The organism is Glycomyces sp. NPDC048151 (assembly GCF_043202775.1).
Classification (GTDB): Bacteria; Actinomycetota; Actinomycetes; order Mycobacteriales; family Micromonosporaceae; genus Glycomyces.
Window position 1 is genome coordinate 143,746 of sequence record NZ_JBIDBB010000001.1, and the last position, 15,255, is coordinate 159,000.

At 69.5% G+C, this 15,255-nt stretch carries 15 protein-coding genes; 8 read left to right on the plus strand and 7 right to left on the minus strand.

Translation table 11 applies throughout. The annotated features are described in order from the left end of the window. Window positions 1-13: 13 nt before the first annotated feature. Window positions 14-1,336, minus strand: a complete 1,323-nt coding sequence (locus ACGGCP_RS00675; protein ID WP_392959089.1) for a replication-associated recombination protein A — start codon at window positions 1,334-1,336, stop codon at window positions 14-16. A 48-nt stretch (window positions 1,337-1,384) separates the two neighbouring features. Here ACGGCP_RS00675 and cutA point away from each other — a divergent pair, with 48 nt between their 5' ends. Together cutA and ACGGCP_RS00685 are read left to right on the plus strand one after the other, a co-directional pair. Beyond that, a complete protein-coding gene (gene cutA / locus ACGGCP_RS00680; protein WP_392959092.1) occupies window positions 1,385-1,729 on the plus strand; it encodes a divalent-cation tolerance protein CutA in 345 nt (114 codons plus the stop codon). After that, entirely contained in the window at window positions 1,729-2,436 is a 708-nt protein-coding gene (locus ACGGCP_RS00685; protein ID WP_392959095.1) for an HAD family hydrolase, read from the plus strand. The genes cutA and ACGGCP_RS00685 overlap by 1 nt, the downstream gene beginning before the upstream one ends. On the opposite strand, the gene ACGGCP_RS00690 is transcribed toward ACGGCP_RS00685, so the two are convergent. Continuing rightward, complete coding sequence (locus tag ACGGCP_RS00690) at window positions 2,417-3,364, minus strand: GlxA family transcriptional regulator (protein WP_392959098.1); 948 nt, start codon at window positions 3,362-3,364, stop codon at window positions 2,417-2,419. The genes ACGGCP_RS00685 and ACGGCP_RS00690 overlap by 20 nt on opposite strands. 127 nt (window positions 3,365-3,491) lie before the next feature. On the opposite strand from ACGGCP_RS00690, the gene ACGGCP_RS00695 reads away from it, so the two are divergent. Beyond that, window positions 3,492-4,388, plus strand: a complete 897-nt coding sequence (locus ACGGCP_RS00695; RefSeq protein ID WP_392959101.1) for an NAD-dependent epimerase/dehydratase family protein — start codon at window positions 3,492-3,494, stop codon at window positions 4,386-4,388. Window positions 4,389-4,694: 306 nt separating this feature from the next. On the opposite strand, the gene ACGGCP_RS00700 is transcribed toward ACGGCP_RS00695, so the two are convergent. From ACGGCP_RS00700 to ACGGCP_RS00720, 5 genes are all read right to left on the minus strand, one after another. Continuing rightward, window positions 4,695-6,953: a heavy metal translocating P-type ATPase gene (locus ACGGCP_RS00700; protein ID WP_392959103.1), complete on the minus strand. Its 2,259-nt coding sequence runs from the start codon at window positions 6,951-6,953 to the stop codon at window positions 4,695-4,697. 31 nt (window positions 6,954-6,984) lie between these two features. Beyond that, a complete protein-coding gene (locus tag ACGGCP_RS00705) occupies window positions 6,985-7,995 on the minus strand; it encodes a heavy-metal-associated domain-containing protein (protein WP_392959106.1) in 1,011 nt (336 codons plus the stop codon). A 216-nt stretch (window positions 7,996-8,211) separates the two neighbouring features. After that, window positions 8,212-8,586 (minus strand): hypothetical protein, encoded by a 375-nt coding sequence (locus ACGGCP_RS00710; RefSeq protein ID WP_392959108.1) that lies wholly within the window; start codon window positions 8,584-8,586, stop codon window positions 8,212-8,214. Next, window positions 8,583-9,659 carry a hypothetical protein gene (locus tag ACGGCP_RS00715; protein WP_392959110.1) on the minus strand — a complete coding sequence of 359 codons (1,077 nt, stop codon included), beginning with the start codon at window positions 9,657-9,659 and terminating at the stop codon, window positions 8,583-8,585. The genes ACGGCP_RS00710 and ACGGCP_RS00715 overlap by 4 nt, the downstream gene beginning before the upstream one ends. Window positions 9,660-9,979: 320 nt before the next feature. Continuing rightward, window positions 9,980-10,375, minus strand: a complete 396-nt coding sequence (locus ACGGCP_RS00720) for a hypothetical protein (RefSeq protein WP_392959113.1) — start codon at window positions 10,373-10,375, stop codon at window positions 9,980-9,982. A gap of 209 nt (window positions 10,376-10,584) precedes the next feature. On the opposite strand from ACGGCP_RS00720, the gene ACGGCP_RS00725 reads away from it, so the two are divergent. The 5 genes from ACGGCP_RS00725 (at window position 10,585) to ACGGCP_RS00745 (ending at window position 15,130) form a co-directional block, all read left to right on the plus strand. Next, window positions 10,585-11,790, plus strand: coding sequence for a cytochrome P450 (locus ACGGCP_RS00725; protein WP_392959116.1), 1,206 nt, complete (start codon window positions 10,585-10,587; stop codon window positions 11,788-11,790). Between the two features lies 1 nt (window position 11,791). Beyond that, window positions 11,792-12,457 (plus strand): TetR/AcrR family transcriptional regulator, encoded by a 666-nt coding sequence (locus ACGGCP_RS00730; protein WP_392959119.1) that lies wholly within the window; start codon window positions 11,792-11,794, stop codon window positions 12,455-12,457. 15 nt (window positions 12,458-12,472) lie between these two features. Next, window positions 12,473-12,673 carry a ferredoxin gene (locus tag ACGGCP_RS00735; RefSeq protein ID WP_392959122.1) on the plus strand — a complete coding sequence of 67 codons (201 nt, stop codon included), beginning with the start codon at window positions 12,473-12,475 and terminating at the stop codon, window positions 12,671-12,673. Beyond that, window positions 12,670-13,833 carry an NAD(P)/FAD-dependent oxidoreductase gene (locus ACGGCP_RS00740; RefSeq protein WP_392959125.1) on the plus strand — a complete coding sequence of 388 codons (1,164 nt, stop codon included), beginning with the start codon at window positions 12,670-12,672 and terminating at the stop codon, window positions 13,831-13,833. The genes ACGGCP_RS00735 and ACGGCP_RS00740 overlap by 4 nt, the downstream gene beginning before the upstream one ends. A 70-nt stretch (window positions 13,834-13,903) precedes the next feature. Next, entirely contained in the window at window positions 13,904-15,130 is a 1,227-nt protein-coding gene (locus ACGGCP_RS00745; RefSeq protein ID WP_392959128.1) for a cytochrome P450, read from the plus strand. The last annotated feature ends 125 nt before the right edge of the window (window positions 15,131-15,255 follow it).

A 15,255-nucleotide genomic window follows, 5' to 3' on the forward strand; every position in this document is an offset into this window, starting at 1 on the left:
GCGCCGAGCCGCGCTAGCCCTCGCCCTCCTGCGAACGCCGCTTAGCGCGCAACTCCTCCCAATGCTCGAGCCGCTCGCTCACCCGCGCCTCGAAACCGTTGCGCGTCGGGCGGTAGAAGCGCTCGCGCTCCATCCCCTCGGGGAAGTAGTCAGCGCCCGAGAACCCGTCCGCCGCGTCGGGGTCGTACTGGTAGCCCTTGCCGTACCCGATGTCCTTCATCAGCCGCGTCGGCGCGTTGAGGATGTGGTGCGGCGGCGCGAGCGACCCGGTCTGCTTCGCGGCGCGCTGCGCCTCCCCGAACCCGCGGTAGACCGCGATCGACTTCGGCGCGGTCGCGAGGTAGACGACCGCCTGCGCGATCGCCAGCTCCCCTTCCGGCGAACCCAGCCGCTCGTACACGTCCCACGCGGCCAGCGCCTGCTGCACGGCCTGCGGGTCGGCGATCCCTATGTCCTCGTTGGCGAACCGCGTGATCCGCCGCGCGATGAACAGCGGGTCCTCGCCGCCGTCGAGCATCCGCGCGAGCCAGTACAGGGCCGCGTCGGGGTCCGAGCCGCGCATCGACTTGTGCAGGGCCGAGATGAGGTTGTAGTGGGACTCCTGGGTCTTGTCGTACAGCGGCGCGCGCTTCTGGATGGTCTCCGCGAGTGCCGCCGTATCCAGTGGCGGCGTCCCTTCGGGCAGCTCCTGCAGCTGCTCGACCATGTTCAGGAGGTACCGCCCGTCGCCGTCGGCCATGGCGACGAGCGACCCGCGCGCCTGCTCGTCGAGCGGGACGGGCCGCACCTCCTTCTCGGCGCGGGCGAGCAGCGTCTCCAGCGCGGCCGTGTCGAGCCGGTGGAGGACGAACACCTGGCAGCGGGAGAGCAGCGCCCCGTTGAGTTCGAAGCTCGGGTTCTCGGTGGTCGCGCCGACGAGCGTGATCGTGCCGTCCTCCACGTACGGCAGGAACGAGTCCTGCTGGGCGCGGTTGAAGCGGTGGATCTCGTCGACGAACAGCATGGTGCCCTGGCCGATCTCGCGGCGCTGCTGCGCGGCCGCGAAGACCTTCCGCAGGTCGGCGACGCCGGAGAACACGGCCGACAGGGGCTCGAACGCGAGGTCGGTCTCCTCGGCGAGGAGCCTCGCGATCGTGGTCTTGCCGCATCCGGGCGGGCCCCACAGGATCGTGGACACGGGCTTGCCGCGAGCGACCATGCGCCCGAGCGGCGCGTCCGAGGCCAGCAGGTGGTCCTGGCCGACGACCTCGGCGAGCGTGCGCGGACGCAGCCGGTCGGCGAGAGGCCTGGGCGGGTCCTCGCCGAAGAGCGGCAGTGCGGGCGCCGGATCGTTCATGGGACCACCGTATCGCCGAGGTACGACATGCAGGGCGAACGTGAGAGGATGCGGTCTGTGGACGCGATCTGCGAAGTATCGATCACCGGTCCCGACGCGGGCTGGCTCCGCGAGTTCACGCGGCGGCTCGTCGAGGAGCGGCTGGTCGCGTGCGGCCAGCACATCGAGGCGATCCGCTCGGTCTACCGTTGGGAGGGCCGGGTGCACGACGAGCCGGAGGCCCGGGTCATGCTGCACACGCGTCAGTCGCTGGTCCCGGAGATCATCCGGGTCGTCCGCGCGGAGCACCCGTACGACGTGCCGTGCGTCCTCGCCACCCTCATCGACCACGCCAACCCGGACTACCGGGCCTGGGTGGTCGAGTCGACGAAGGCCCCTGGGGAGGAAGCCTGATGATCCGCGGCGTCCTGTTCGACATCGACGACACTCTCATCGACTACTCCGGCTCCGACGAGATCGGTGTCGTCGCGCACATGCGCGACGAAGGGCTCCTTCACCATTTCCCCACGCCCGCAGCGGCACTCACGCTCTGGCGCGAGATCATGGACATCGAGTACGCGCGCTTCCTCGCCGGCGAGCTCACTTTCGCCGGGCAGCAGCGCGAGCGCACCCGCCGGTTCTTCGCCCACATCGGCGAGCCGGAACCGGACGACCAGCAGGCCTGGTACGCCCGCTACAAGGCCCACCGCGACACCCACCGCCGGGCCTTCCCCGACGCCGAGCCCGCCCTGCGCAAGCTCGCCCCCGACTACCGGCTCGGGATCGTCTCCAACTCCTCGATCAGTCACCAGCGCCGCAAGCTCGACTCCTTCGGGCTCCTTCCCTACTTCGGGGACGCGATCGTCTGCTCCGACCCGCACGGCGCGGCCAAACCCATCGCCAGCATCTTCCTGGCGGGCTGCGACGCGCTCGGTCTCACGCCCGACGAGGTGGCCTATGTCGGCGACAAGTACACCGTCGACGCCCTTGGCGCGCAGGCGGCCGGACTCCACGGCTACTGGCTCGACCGCGCCGCCACGGGCACCGTGACCGAACCCGGCATCCGCGTCGTCACCACCCTCGACGACCTCCCGGCCGCGCTCAGACGCGACCTCGCGTGAACGAGTTCCGGTAGGCGCTCGGGCTCAGCCCCACGTGGCGGGTCAGGTGCTGCCGCAACGACTCCGCTGTCCCGAACCCGCTGCGCCGCGCCACCTGGTCGACCGCGAGATCGGTGGTCTCCAGGAGCTCCCGGGCTCGGTGCAGGCGTTGCTGCAGCAGCCACTGGAACGGTGTCAGGCCGGTCTCGGCGGTGAACCGGCGGGCCAGGGTCCGCACGCTCACGTTCGCCTCCCTTGCCAAGTCCTGCAACGCGATCGGACGGTCGAGGTGCTGCAGCGCCCAGACGCGCGCCTCCTCCAGCGCGGGCCCGGTCGCCTCTGGCAGCGGCGTGTCGACGAACTGCGCCTGGCCGCCCTGCCGCACGGGGGTCACGACGGCCGCGCGGGCGGTCGCGTTCGCCACGGCCGCACCGTAGTCGCGGCGGATGAGGTGCAGGCAGAGGTCGATCCCGGCGGCCGAACCCGCCCCGGTGAGGAGCTGCCCGTCGTCCACGAACAGCACGTCAGGGTCGACCGCGATCGACGGATGCGCCTCACGAAGCTCCGCGGCGAGACCCCAATGCGTCGTGGCCGGACGCCCGTCGAGCAGCCCGGCCTGCGCGAGGATGAACGCGCCCGTGCAGATCGAAGCGATCCGCTTGCCCGCCCTGAACGCCCGGCGCAGGACCTCCAACGTGGCCTCGTCCGCGTCGTGCCTGCGTCCGCTCGACGGCACGATCACCGTGTCCGCCCGCTCGATCGCTTCGATCCCGTGCCTGATCACGACCTCGAACTCGCCCATGGAAGGCGCGGTGCCCGGCTCGGCCGCGCACAGCTGGACCTCGTAGCCGGGCTTCCCGTCGACCATCGCCGAACCGAGGAACGTGAACGGCATCGCCAGGTCGAAGGCCTTGACCGGAGGGACGGCGAGAACGGCGACACGATGCATGGCGGAATCCTTGGGAAGACTGGCATTCAGGCCACTAGGCTACCCGCTCCGACCGGGGCAGAGTAGAGCCAGCGGTCGGGCCCGACCAAGAAACCTCGCACTGGCACAACACCTTTGGAGCATCACCATGTCGCAGCACTTGATCGTCGGGTCCGGACCGGTCGGCTCGCTCACGGCCCTCAAGCTCGCGGAAGCGGGCGACACCGTCCGCATCGTCAGCCCCTCCGGCAAAGGCCCCGAGCATCCCGCAGTCGAGCGGATCGCGTTGGACGCCAATGACACTGACGCGCTCACGGCCGCCGCCGAAGGCGCCGCAACCGTGTTCGGCACCGCGATGACGCCGTACCACCTGTGGCCGGAGACCATGCCGCAGTTGTATTCGTCGATCCTCACTGCGGCCGAGTGCAGCGGGGCGGACTACGTCCTGCTCAACAATCTTTACGGCTACAGCGACACTTCGGGGCCCATCAGCGAGTCGACCGCGTTCGAGCCGACCACCCGGAAGGGGAGGGTGCGCGCCGCGATGTGGCACGAGGCAAAGGCGGCGCACGACGCCGGGCGCGTGCGCGCGACCGAGCTCCGGGCCGGGCAGTTCCTCGGGGCGGGCGCGGTCGCCGCTTTCGCCTGGCTCACCGCGCCCAAGGTCGTGGCCGGGGAGCTGGCTCTGGTGGACGGCGACCCGGATGCGCCGCACTCGCTCTCGTACATCGGTGATGTCGCCGACGCGCTCATCGCCCTCGCCCGCAACGAACGGTCATACGGCCGCGCCTGGAACGCCCCGGTCATCACGACGACGGTGCGCGAGGCGGCGGCCAGGCTCGCTGAGTTGCATGGTGCGCCTGCGCCGCGCCTGTCGCAGGTGACCGAGCGGGACTTCGCGCTCCTTGCGGTGCTCGCGCCGATGTTCGGCGAGTTCCCGGAGATGGCGTACATGGTCGACGAGCCGTTCACCGTCGACGACTCCGCGATCCGCGACACCTTCGGCCTGAAGGCTTCGAGCCTGGACGAGGCCCTGGCTTCGTAATGAGGCCCCGCTTCGGCACGGCCCCGGCGGGCCCGCCGGGGCCGACTCCGCAACCCCGCCTCGGCCTCTGCCGCGATGCGACACCGAGTCCTCGGCCCGCCCCGGGTCTCGGCCCTTTGCAGCGCGCGCCCGCGATCCGCCTTGTTTCGGGACGGCCCCGGCGGCCCGCTGTTCACGCTTTCGGGTGACATGCGGGCCGCCGGGGCCGTTCTTCGCCGTTTTTTGTCGGACCCGGGCGGGATGCTCGGGCCTACAGTTTTTTCCCCTCTAGTGGTGGGTGGGGGGTTAGTGGGTGGGGAGTGCGGGTCAGCTGTCGCGGGCGCCGCTCTTGAAAGACCGCAACCGCAAACTGTTCCCCACCACGAACACGCTCGAGAACGCCATCGCTGCCCCCGCGAGCATCGGGTTCAGCAGCCCGAGCGCCGCCAGCGGAATCGCCGCCACGTTGTAAGCGAAAGCCCAGAACAGGTTCCCCTTGATCGTGCCGAGCGTCTTGCGCGACAACCGGATCGCGTCCGCAGCCGACCGCAGGTCGCCGCGCACCAGTGTCAGGTCGGCGGCCTCGATCGCGACATCCGTGCCCGTGCCCATCGCCAGCCCGAGATCCGCCTTCGCAAGCGCCGCCGCGTCGTTCACGCCGTCGCCGACCATCGCCACGACCCTGCCCTCGGACTGCAGCCGCGCGACCTGCGCGACCTTGTCCTCCGGCATGACCTCGGCGATGACCTCGCCGATCCCGACCTCCGCCGCGATCCGCTCGGCCACCACCCGGTTGTCGCCGGTCAGCAGCACTGGCGTCAGCCCCAGGGCCTTGAACTGCTCGATCGCCTCGGCGCTCGTCGGCTTCACCGTGTCCGCCACGATGAGCACACCGCGCGCCTCGCCGTCCCAGCCGACCGCGACAGCGGTCTTGCCCTCGTCCTCAGCCGACGCCTTCGCTTCGGCCAGTTCAGGACTCAGCTCCAGCGACCAGTCGGCGAGCAGCGACTCCCGGCCGACCACCGCGAGGTGGCCTTCCACGATCCCCTGGACGCCCTTGCCCTCGATGTTCTTGAAGTCCTCGACCTCGGGCAGTGCGCCCTCAGCCGCCGCGGCCTTCGCGATCGCCTGCGCCACAGGGTGTTCCGAAGCGTGCTCCAGCGCGCCCGAGATCCGCAGCAGCTCGCCGCGCCCGATCCCGTCCGCCGGGACGGCCTCAACGAGGGTCATCTTGCCCGTGGTCACGGTCCCGGTCTTGTCGAGCACGATGGTGTCGACGCGCCGGGTCGATTCCAGCACCTCAGGCCCCTTGATGAGGACGCCCATCTGCGCGCCCCGCCCGGTCCCGACCAGCAGCGCGGTAGGCGTCGCCAGGCCGAGAGCGCAAGGGCAAGCGATGATGAGCACCGCCACGGCCGCAGTGAAAGCAGCCGTCGCCGGGTAACCGGCACCGAGCCAGAACCCAAGGGTCGCAACCGAAATCGCGATCACGATCGGGACGAAGATACCCGAGACGCGGTCAGCCAGGCGCTGCACCTCGGCCTTCCCCGACTGCGCGTCCTCGACCAGCTTCGCCATCTGCGCGAGCTGCGTGTCACTGCCGATCGCCGTGGCGCGCACGACGAGTCGGCCTCCAGCGTTCACGGTCGCGCCGGTGACGGCGTCTCCCGCGCCGACCTCGACCGGCACGGACTCGCCCGTGAGCATCGAGGCGTCCACAGCCGAAGTGCCGGAGACGATCACGCCGTCAGTGGCGATCTTCTCGCCCGGCCGGACCACGAACTCGTCGCCGACAGCCAACTGCGCCACCGGAATCCGGGTCTCGACTCCGCCGCGCAGCACCGCGACGTCCTTGGCGCCCATGTGCAGCAGCGCCCGCAGCGCCGCGCCCGCCTGCCGCTTCGACCGCTTCTCGAAGTACCGCCCGGCCAGGATGAACATCGTGACACCGGCCGCGACCTCGAGGTAGATGTTGCCCGCCCCGTCGGTCGGCGCGACGCTCAGCGTGAACGGGTGCGTCATCCCCGGCGTCCCGGCCGTGCCCAGGAACAGGGCGTACAACGACCACACGAACGCCGCCAGCGTGCCCACCGAAACCAGAGTGTCCATAGTGGCGGCACCATGGCGCAGGTTCACCCAGGCCGCCTTGTGGAACGGCCAGGCCGCCCACAGCACGACCGGCGCGGCGAGCGCCAGCGAAGCCCACTGCCAGTATTCGAACTGCAGCGCCGGGATCATCGACATCGCGATGACCGGAACCGACAGCACCACCGACCCGATGAGCCGCTGACGCAGGCTCGTCAGCTCCGGATCCGGCTTCTCCTCGTCCTCGACCACCTCAGGCTCAGGCGGAGCCGGAAGGACCGCCGTGTACCCGGTCGCCTCGACGACCGCGATCAGCGAAGCCGGGTCGGTGCCCTCGGGGGCCTCGATCCGCGCCTTCTCGGTCGCGTAGTTGACGGTGGCGGTGACGCCCTCGACCTTGTTGAGCTTCTTCTCGATGCGGTTGGCGCAGGAAGCGCAGGTCATCCCGCCGATTTCGAGTTCGATGCGGTCGACCGGACCGGCCGGCAGCGACGTGGTCATCTTGGTCATTCCTCTCTCTCGCAGCGGGGGCCTAGTGGCCGTGGTCTTCGGATTCGGACGCAGCGCCGGGTTCCGTGGAGGTTTCGGCGTCCGGGGTGGTCTCGGTTTCGTGCTCGGTGCCGCGTTCGGCGGCTTCCTCGCTAGTGCCCTCGGTCGCGTCGACCACGAAGGCCGCGCTGTGCACCTGCCCCGCGACCTGGAAGTCGAAGTACAGGAAGTACCGGCCCGCAGTGGGCACCTCGGTCGCGAACGCGACCTCAGGACCGCTCAAGTCGCCCGCCTTCGGCTCCTCGCCCTCAGGGTGCACGTGGAGGTACGCGAGGTCGCCTTCGCGAAGGGCCACAAGGTGACCGAACGCGCCGAGATACGGCTCAAGCTCGGTCACCGGCTCGCCGTCGCGCGAGACCGACGCCGTGACCTCGGCCGAAGCGCCCGCGCTCAGGTCGCCTTCGAGGGTCACGGTGAACCCGTCGACCTCCGAGACCAGGCTGGGTTCGGTCGCGATCTCGGGCCCGTAGTCGCCCGCGACCTCGACGGTGCGGGTCAGCGTCAGGTCCTCGCCGCCTTCAGGGACGAAGTCGGCGTACACGCGGTACGAACCGGCCGCGTCCCAGCTCCAAGGGATCGACCAAGTGCCGTCTGCTCCAAGCTCGGGGTGGACGTGGCGGAAGTGGGTGCCGTCCGCCCGCACGACGATGAGGTGCAGTTCCTTCTCATGCGAGACGGTGTAGTCGGTGAGCGGCTGCCCGTCGGCCCCGGTGATCTGGAACGCCAGGTCTCCGGAAGCGCCGACCTCGGCAGGCGCGGCGACCTCGCTGAGCAGGTAGCCGTCCTGCTCGATCGCGAGCCCGCGAACGGGCTGGGCCTCGCTGTGACCGCCGCTCGAATCGTCTCCGTGGCCGCCGCCGTCGTGGTCGCCTGCCTGGTCGTTCCAGTCGTCGGCCGCGTCGTCGGGGGCGACGAGCGCGGCCGTGCCGAACGCAGCGGCGAACAGCACCGCGAGTCCGCCGCCGTAGAGGCCGAGCCGTGTTCCGGTGTTCATGAGGATCCTCCCGGTCCGATGATACCCCCTTAGGGTATCTGCATAGCTCGTATTTTTACCCCCCGGGGGTATACATGTCAAGCCTGGGACCGAGACGTGAGGCACGCGACAGCGCACGATCGGGGCAAGCATCGACCCCCGGGCTCGGATACCCGGGGGTCGCGGCCGTGAACGCACTGGTGACGGCACTGGTGAACGCGCTGGTGGGCGGGTCGGTCAGCCGTTGCAGTCGCGGAGGCATTCCTGCCAGACGCGCACGGCGGCCTCCTCGATCTGGGCGGCGATGTCGCCGCTCAGGATCCACGGCCAGGACTCGTGGTCGCAGATCCACAGATCAGGGACTTCGTTGACGATCCCGCTCAGATGCCCGAGCAGCGTCGGACCCTCCGGGGCGTCGCTGGTGATCCAGATTCGCGGGTGGTTGCGGAGGATGCCGAAGGCGAGCGTCCGACCGTCGACGACGGCCGCGCCCACCGTGGTGAGCGAGTCGAGGTCCGGCGGGAAGACGACGCTGGACTGGACGGGGAGCGCAGCGAGCGCGCGTTGGTAGGCCCGTCGGACTTCCAAGGGCGCGTTACGGATCCGGCTCATCGGCGGTCTCCCTGCGGGTGCGGGGTCGCATAGCTGGTCCCGCCGCGCGGACGCGACGGCGCGTAGCCGGTCCCGCTACGCGAAGGCGGCGATGCGGCGGCTGCGGACCTGCGGTTCGACGCTCTGATCGCACTCCGAATCGCGGAGTCCCGCAGCTGGCGCGCGAACGCTTCGTTGGGGAGCTCCGGTGCGGGGACCGGCAGCAGGCGGACGGTCGGCCCGACCGGGGCCGGACGACTGGTCATGCCGACTGGGACCACCGGGGTCGAGGGCGGGAAGGAACGCGCGAGGGCGAGGTTGCGTGGTCGGCGGTTGTTGCGGCGCCGGATCGCGCCCCGGCGGGGGTTGGACGGGTACGTGGCGGTGTACCCTCCCGCGCTTCCCTTGGGCCAGTAAACGTTGCGGAAGTTCTGGTCGCAGGTGAAGCCGTAGACCTGGTGGAAGATGGCGCGGGTCTCCGCGCGGCGGCGGCTCAGGGCCCGGTTGCGCGGGGCCATCACCGCATGCGGACGCAGTTGCGGGCGGGTGCGGGCCCGATCGCCTGGTCGCACCGCAGGTCGAGCGGCCGCCGGGCGGGACACTGTGCGCCACTCGACCGGAATCGGGGGCGGGACGACCGCCGCGCGGCCGACGTACCTGGTTGCTTGGCGCGCTTCGCAAACCGCTCTCGCCTGCCGACACCGCGACGGACGTTCCGGGAACGGGATCACCCGCCAGTACAGGACCGCGATCACGACCCGCAGGTACCAGGTCAGGTAGACGAGCACGCGGTTCGGCTGCGGCGGTTCGAGGTGCGCGAGGTGGAGCTCCTCCGAATCGCGCAGGAAATCGCGGTAGGCGGCTTCGCGCAGCGGCGAGAAGTCGGCCGGAGCCTCGGGAAGCGGATCCGGCAGTTCGCCTCTGCGCCTGCGGCCTCTGCGCGGGTCGGGCTGCCAGCCGGGCGTGCCGTACGGACCCGGGTCGAGCGGGTCGTGCGGTTTCTCGCCGACCCGCCAGGCAGCGGTCGCGGCCGTCGATGCGGCCGAATGGGTGTTTTCAGGTACGCCGGAATGGCGTATCGTCGTCAACGACACGATAGGTACTTCCTTCGTGGTTAGGTCGCCCGGTGGACTCGACGTTGGTAGCGGAGGAGCCACCGGGCGACTGCTGGAAATTCTGCACTATGGAGTTGTCGCGTTCTGAGCGGGCTCCGACGTAACCCATTCGGGTGACAACGTAAGCCCTTGTCGCACTAGCTGAACCGCGAATTGCGGTCCTTGCATGATGAGGGACAATCGTGCGAATTGTCAACCACAGCGTCTAGACGCGAAATCCCCCTTTTCCCGAATCCATTGCCTTGCAAAGCGAAACCCCCTGGTAGTCGAACCAGGGGGTTTCGTACGTCACTGTCCGACTAGCAGAAGAGGACGTTCGAGGTGTTGGTCAGGTAGTCGTCCTTGATCCAGCCCTGGACCCCGGTCGAGTAGTTGTAGACGTGGGTCCAGTAGCCGTCGGTTCCCCAAGTCCAACAGTCGTATCGAAGCGCCTGGGACGCCTGCGCCTGTCCGACGATCGTGCAGGAAGGGCTGTAGTGGTGCGGGCCCGAGCGGATGTTCACGCCGTTCGCGTTGGTCGCCCCGGTGATGCCGGACTTGTTGGACCACGCGTGGTCGCAGCTGCTCTGGATGCCGATCGCTTCAGACGGCGTGGCCTCCTGGGCGCTGGCCTGCGTCGTGGTGAAGCCGACGGCGGCGACGACCATCAGCGCGGTCCCGGCGAGTCCTGCGAGCCTGCGGGCAAACGGGTTCACTGCATGTCCTCCTTGTTGAAGCGCCGCCCGGCGTGCCGCCGGGCAACAAGAGCTTGGTCCAAATCGGGCGAGGGCGGTGATTTCCGAACGAAACCGAACGGGCTGGCGCGGACTGACTCTTCATAAATTTTAAGTCAAACGCTTGACTTAGAGAGGTTTCCGCGCTTCAATTAGGGCGAAATCGTCGCCGAAGCCGAGGAGGCAGCGCAATGGTTCACGAGAGCACAGAGGTGCTGAAATACCCGATTCCCAACGACGGCGTCCTTGAGCCGCCGGCCGAATGGTCCGAGCTGCGGGGCAAGTGCCCCGTCGCCCACGTGACCTTCCCCAGCGGAGACGCGGCCCGCCTGCTCACCCGCTACGAAGACGTCAAGGAACTGCTCGCCGACACGCGCTTCACGCGCGGCACCGGGCAGGACGCCGCGAGCGTCACCGAAGGCGAGCACGACCCGCTCAACAACTCCGAGATGGCCATGGCCATCCCGCAGGAAGGCGAAGGCCACCTCGCGTGGCGCCGCCAGCTCAACAAGTGGTTCACCGCGAAGCAGATGGCGCGGCTGCGTCCGCGCATCGCCGAGGTCGCCGAACGCCTCATCGACGAGATGATCGCCAAGGGCGCTCCCGCAGACATCAAGGGGGACTTGGGGTTCCCGCTCCCGGTGTGGGTGATCTGCGAGATCCTCGGCGTCCCGGAGGAGGACCGCGACAAGTTCTCGTACTGGTCCGACACCCTGCTCAACATGACCCGCTACGACGGCGAGGAGATCCGCGCCGCGCAGACCGAGTTCTACATGTACCTCGCCGGGCACGTGGCTGCCAAGCGCGCCAACCCCGGCGAAGACCTGCTGTCGGAGCTCGCGAACGACCCCGAGTCCACAATGTCCGATGCGACGCTCATCGCCACGGGCCAGGGCCTCCTGGTCGCCGGGCACGAGACCACCGCGAACATGATCGGCAAGATGGTGGCGATGCTGCTCGCCGACCGCAGCCGCTGGGAGGCCCTGCTGGCCGACCCGAAGCTGATCCGGTCCGCCGTCGAGGAGTCGCTGCGCCTCGACGTCAACGCCGGGTTCGGCATGATCCGCTACATCGACCAGGAGATCGCGATCGCAGGTGAGACGATCGCGCCCGGAACCACGGTCGTGTGTTCGATGGCCGCCGCCAACCGCGACGAGAGCGCGTTCGAGGGCGCCGACCAGATGGACCTGTCGCGGACCCCCAACCCGCACTTGGCGTTCGGGGCCGGGCTGCACTCCTGCCTCGGGCAGGCGCTTGCGCGCACCGAACTGCAGGTCACGCTCGAAGTGCTGCTGCGGAAGCTCCCCACGCTGGAGCTCGCCGTGCCGGAAGGAGACCTGAAGAAGGTCGAAGGCCTGCTCGTCGGCGGATTGGTCGCAGTCCCGGTTAGATGGTGACATGAACGCATCGAGCACCAAGCGCACCGACCGCGTCGCGGCCACCCGCGACGCCATCATCACCACCGCCGAGCGGCTGTTCGCCGAGCAGGGCGTGCAGGCCGTCTCGAACCGTCAGATCAGTGAAGCCGCCGGTCAGGGCAACAACGCCGCCGTCGGCTACCACTTCGGCGGGAAGGCCGACCTGATCCGCGAGATCGTGCGCAGGCACGTGGAGCGGATGGAACCGCTGCGGGAACGCATGTACGAGTCGATCAAGGGCTCGAAAGACCTGCGGGACTGGGTCGAATGCCTGGTCGTCCCGGTCTTCGAGCACTACGACACGCTCGGGGAGCCGTCCTGGTTCGCGCGGTTCGCCGCGCAGGTCCAGTTCGACCCGCAGCTGCGGTCCATCGTCGAGGACGAGGCCCTGCGGGCCGAGTCGCTGGACCGCACGGTCGAAGGGCTCAGCCGGTACATGCCGGAGCTGCCAGAAGACGTTGCGGCCGAACGGTTCCGGATGATGCAGATGCTCATGGTGCTCACCCCCGCCTCACGAGAGGCGTCGATGGCCAAGGGGGAGCCCGTGTACGGCTCCTCCTGGCGCGAAGCCGGGGGCGCGCTGGTCGACGCGATCGTCGGCCTGCTCCAGGCCCCGCACAACACCCAGGAAACAGCACGGGAATGAGCAAGGAGAAACACCATGAAGGTCACGGTTTACGAGGACAAATGCTGCGGCGCGGGCTCTTGCGTCATGGCCGCGCCGGACGTCTTCGACCAGCGCGACGAGGACGGGATCGTGGTCCTGCTCGACGAGACGCCCGGTGAGGACCAGTTCGAGGCGGTCCGCGAGGCCGCCAGCATCTGCCCGGCGCTCGCGATCGAACTGAGCGAGGCGCAGTGAGCAGCGTGCTCGTGGTCGGCGCTTCGGCCGCTGGCCTCGCCACCGCCGAAGCGCTGCGCCGCAAGGGCTTCGAGGGGCGCGTGACCCTCCTCGGAGCCGAGCCGCACCTGCCGTACGACCGTCCGCCGCTCTCGAAGCAGGTCCTCAGCGGCGACTGGGAGCCGGAGCGGGCGCGGCTGCGCCCCGAATCCATGCTCTCGGATCTCGACATCGAGCTGGCGCTCGGTGAGGCGGCAGTTGGACTCGACGCGGCGAAGCGCCTGGTCAAGACCGAGCGCGGGCGTGACCTCAGCGCCGACGCCATCGTCATCGCCACGGGGATCCGGCCTCGGGCCTTTCCCGGGAGCACCGGGCTCGCGGGCGTGCACCTGCTGCGCACCTTGGAGGACGCGGCGCTGCTGCGCGCCGAGCTTTCCGCCTCGTCTCGGCTCGTCGTCGTCGGCGACGGGGTGCTCGGGGCCGAGATCGCGGCGACCGCGACGAAGCTGTGCCTCCCCGATCGCGGCGGCAGCGTGACGCTCGTCGGTCCGCAGGCCGCTCCCATGGAGATGCAGCTCGGCGGCGACATGGCCAAAGCGCTTGCGGCACTGCACATCGAGCAGGGCGTCGACCTGCGTCCCGGCGTGGGCGTCGACAGCCTGGTCGAGGCGGACGGGCGCGTGAGCGGCGTCCGGCTCGAGACCGGCGAGGTGCTTCCCGCTGACGCCGTGGTCGTCTCGATCGGGTCGGTGCCGGTGACCGAATGGCTTGCCGGGTCCGGTCTGCGCATCGAGAACGGCGTCGTCTGCGACGCGCAGTGCCTTGCGGCCGAAGGCATCTGGGCCGTGGGCGACGTGGCCCGGTGGGACCACGTCGGGCTCGGACGCTCACTGCGGCTCGAGAACCGCACGAACGCGACCGAGCAGGCCGGGGTCGTCGCGGCGAACATCCTCGGCGAGGGCGTCCCGTACGCGCCGGTGCCGTACTTCTGGACCGACCAGTTCAACGTGAAGATCCAGGTCTACGGCCTGCCGAGCCTCCACGCCGAGACCGAGGTGGTCGAAGGCGACCCGGCCGACGGGCGGTTCGTGGCGCGCTGCAGCGAGAACGGACGCGTGAGCGCGGTGATCGGCTGGAACATGCCGAAGCAGACGCGCCTGCGCCGCGCCGAACTCCTGTAGGGCTCGCGCGCTCCAGGTGCCCCCGGATTCCGCCCGTCCTTGCCCGCAACACCCAAGAGAGGCAAGCGAAATGACCGATACCGAACTTCCCGCCTACCCGATGGACCGGGCCGCGAAATGCCCGTTCGACCCGCCGCCGCAGCTCCAAGCGCTGCAGGCGGAAACGCCGATCACGCGAGTGCAGCTCGCCGACGGGGCCACGCCCTGGCTGGTCACCGGGTACGCCGACCAGAAGAAGGCGCTCTCCGACCCGCGCGTCTCCTCCGACGCCAACCGGCCCGGCTACCCGACCGGGATGAAATACGAGACCGCCGAGCCGCCCGCCGAGGAGGACAAGGGCCCGAGCATCGGGTTCATCCTCATGGACGACCCCGAGCACGCCCGCCTGCGGCGCATGGTGACCGCGCCGTTCATGGTCAAGCGCATCGAGGCGATGAGCCCGGCCGTCCAGCGGATCGTCGACGACCTGCTCGACGAGATGCTGGCCGGGCCGAAACCCGTCGACCTCGTGGAGGCGTTCGCGCTGCCCGTCCCGTCGCTCGTGATCTCCGAGCTGCTGGGCGTGCCATACGGCGACCACGAGTTCTTCCAGGAGCAGAGCAAGCTCATCATCAACCGCTTCACGAGCGAGGCCGACCGGCGGGGCGCGATGGGCGCGCTCGTCGGGTACCTCGCGAAGCTCATGGGCGAGAAGATGCAAGCGCCCGGGGACGACCTCCTGTCGGGGCTCGTGCCTCGCATCGAAGGCGGCGAGATCAGCGTCGTCGACGCCGCGCAGATCGGGATGCTCCTGCTCATCGCTGGGCACGAGACAACCGCGAACATGATCGCGCTCGGCACGCTCGCGCTCCTCGAACACCCGGACCAGCTCAAACTGCTCCAGGAGACCGACGACCCGAAGCTCATCGCGAGCGCTTCCGAAGAGCTGCTTCGGTTCCTGCACATCACCCACAGCGGTCGGCGGCGCGTTGCTTTGGAGGACATCGAGATCGGCGGTCAGGTGGTGCGGGCCGGAGAGGGCCTGATCATGGCCAACGACATCGGGAACCGCGACCCGCGCGTGTTCGCCGATCCCGACCGGCTCGACCTCACACGTGAGGGGCGCAACCACGTCGCGTTCGGGTTCGGGGTGCACCAGTGCCTCGGGCAGCCGCTCGCGCGGATGGAACTGCAGGTCGTGTACGGGACGCTGTACAAGCGGATCCCGACGCTCGCGCTCGCGGGCGACATCGCGGACGTGCCGTTCAAGCACGACGCGTCGGTCTACGGCGTGTACGAACTGCCGGTGACCTGGTAGAACGGGGGAAAGCCGCCGCCACTCGCCGTGGCGGCGGCTTTGTGGCATACCACTAAAAGCGGAGGCGGTTTCCCCGCAGCGGAGTTATGGTCGAGAGCGGTGTCTCGCGCGGACGGCGCGACGCG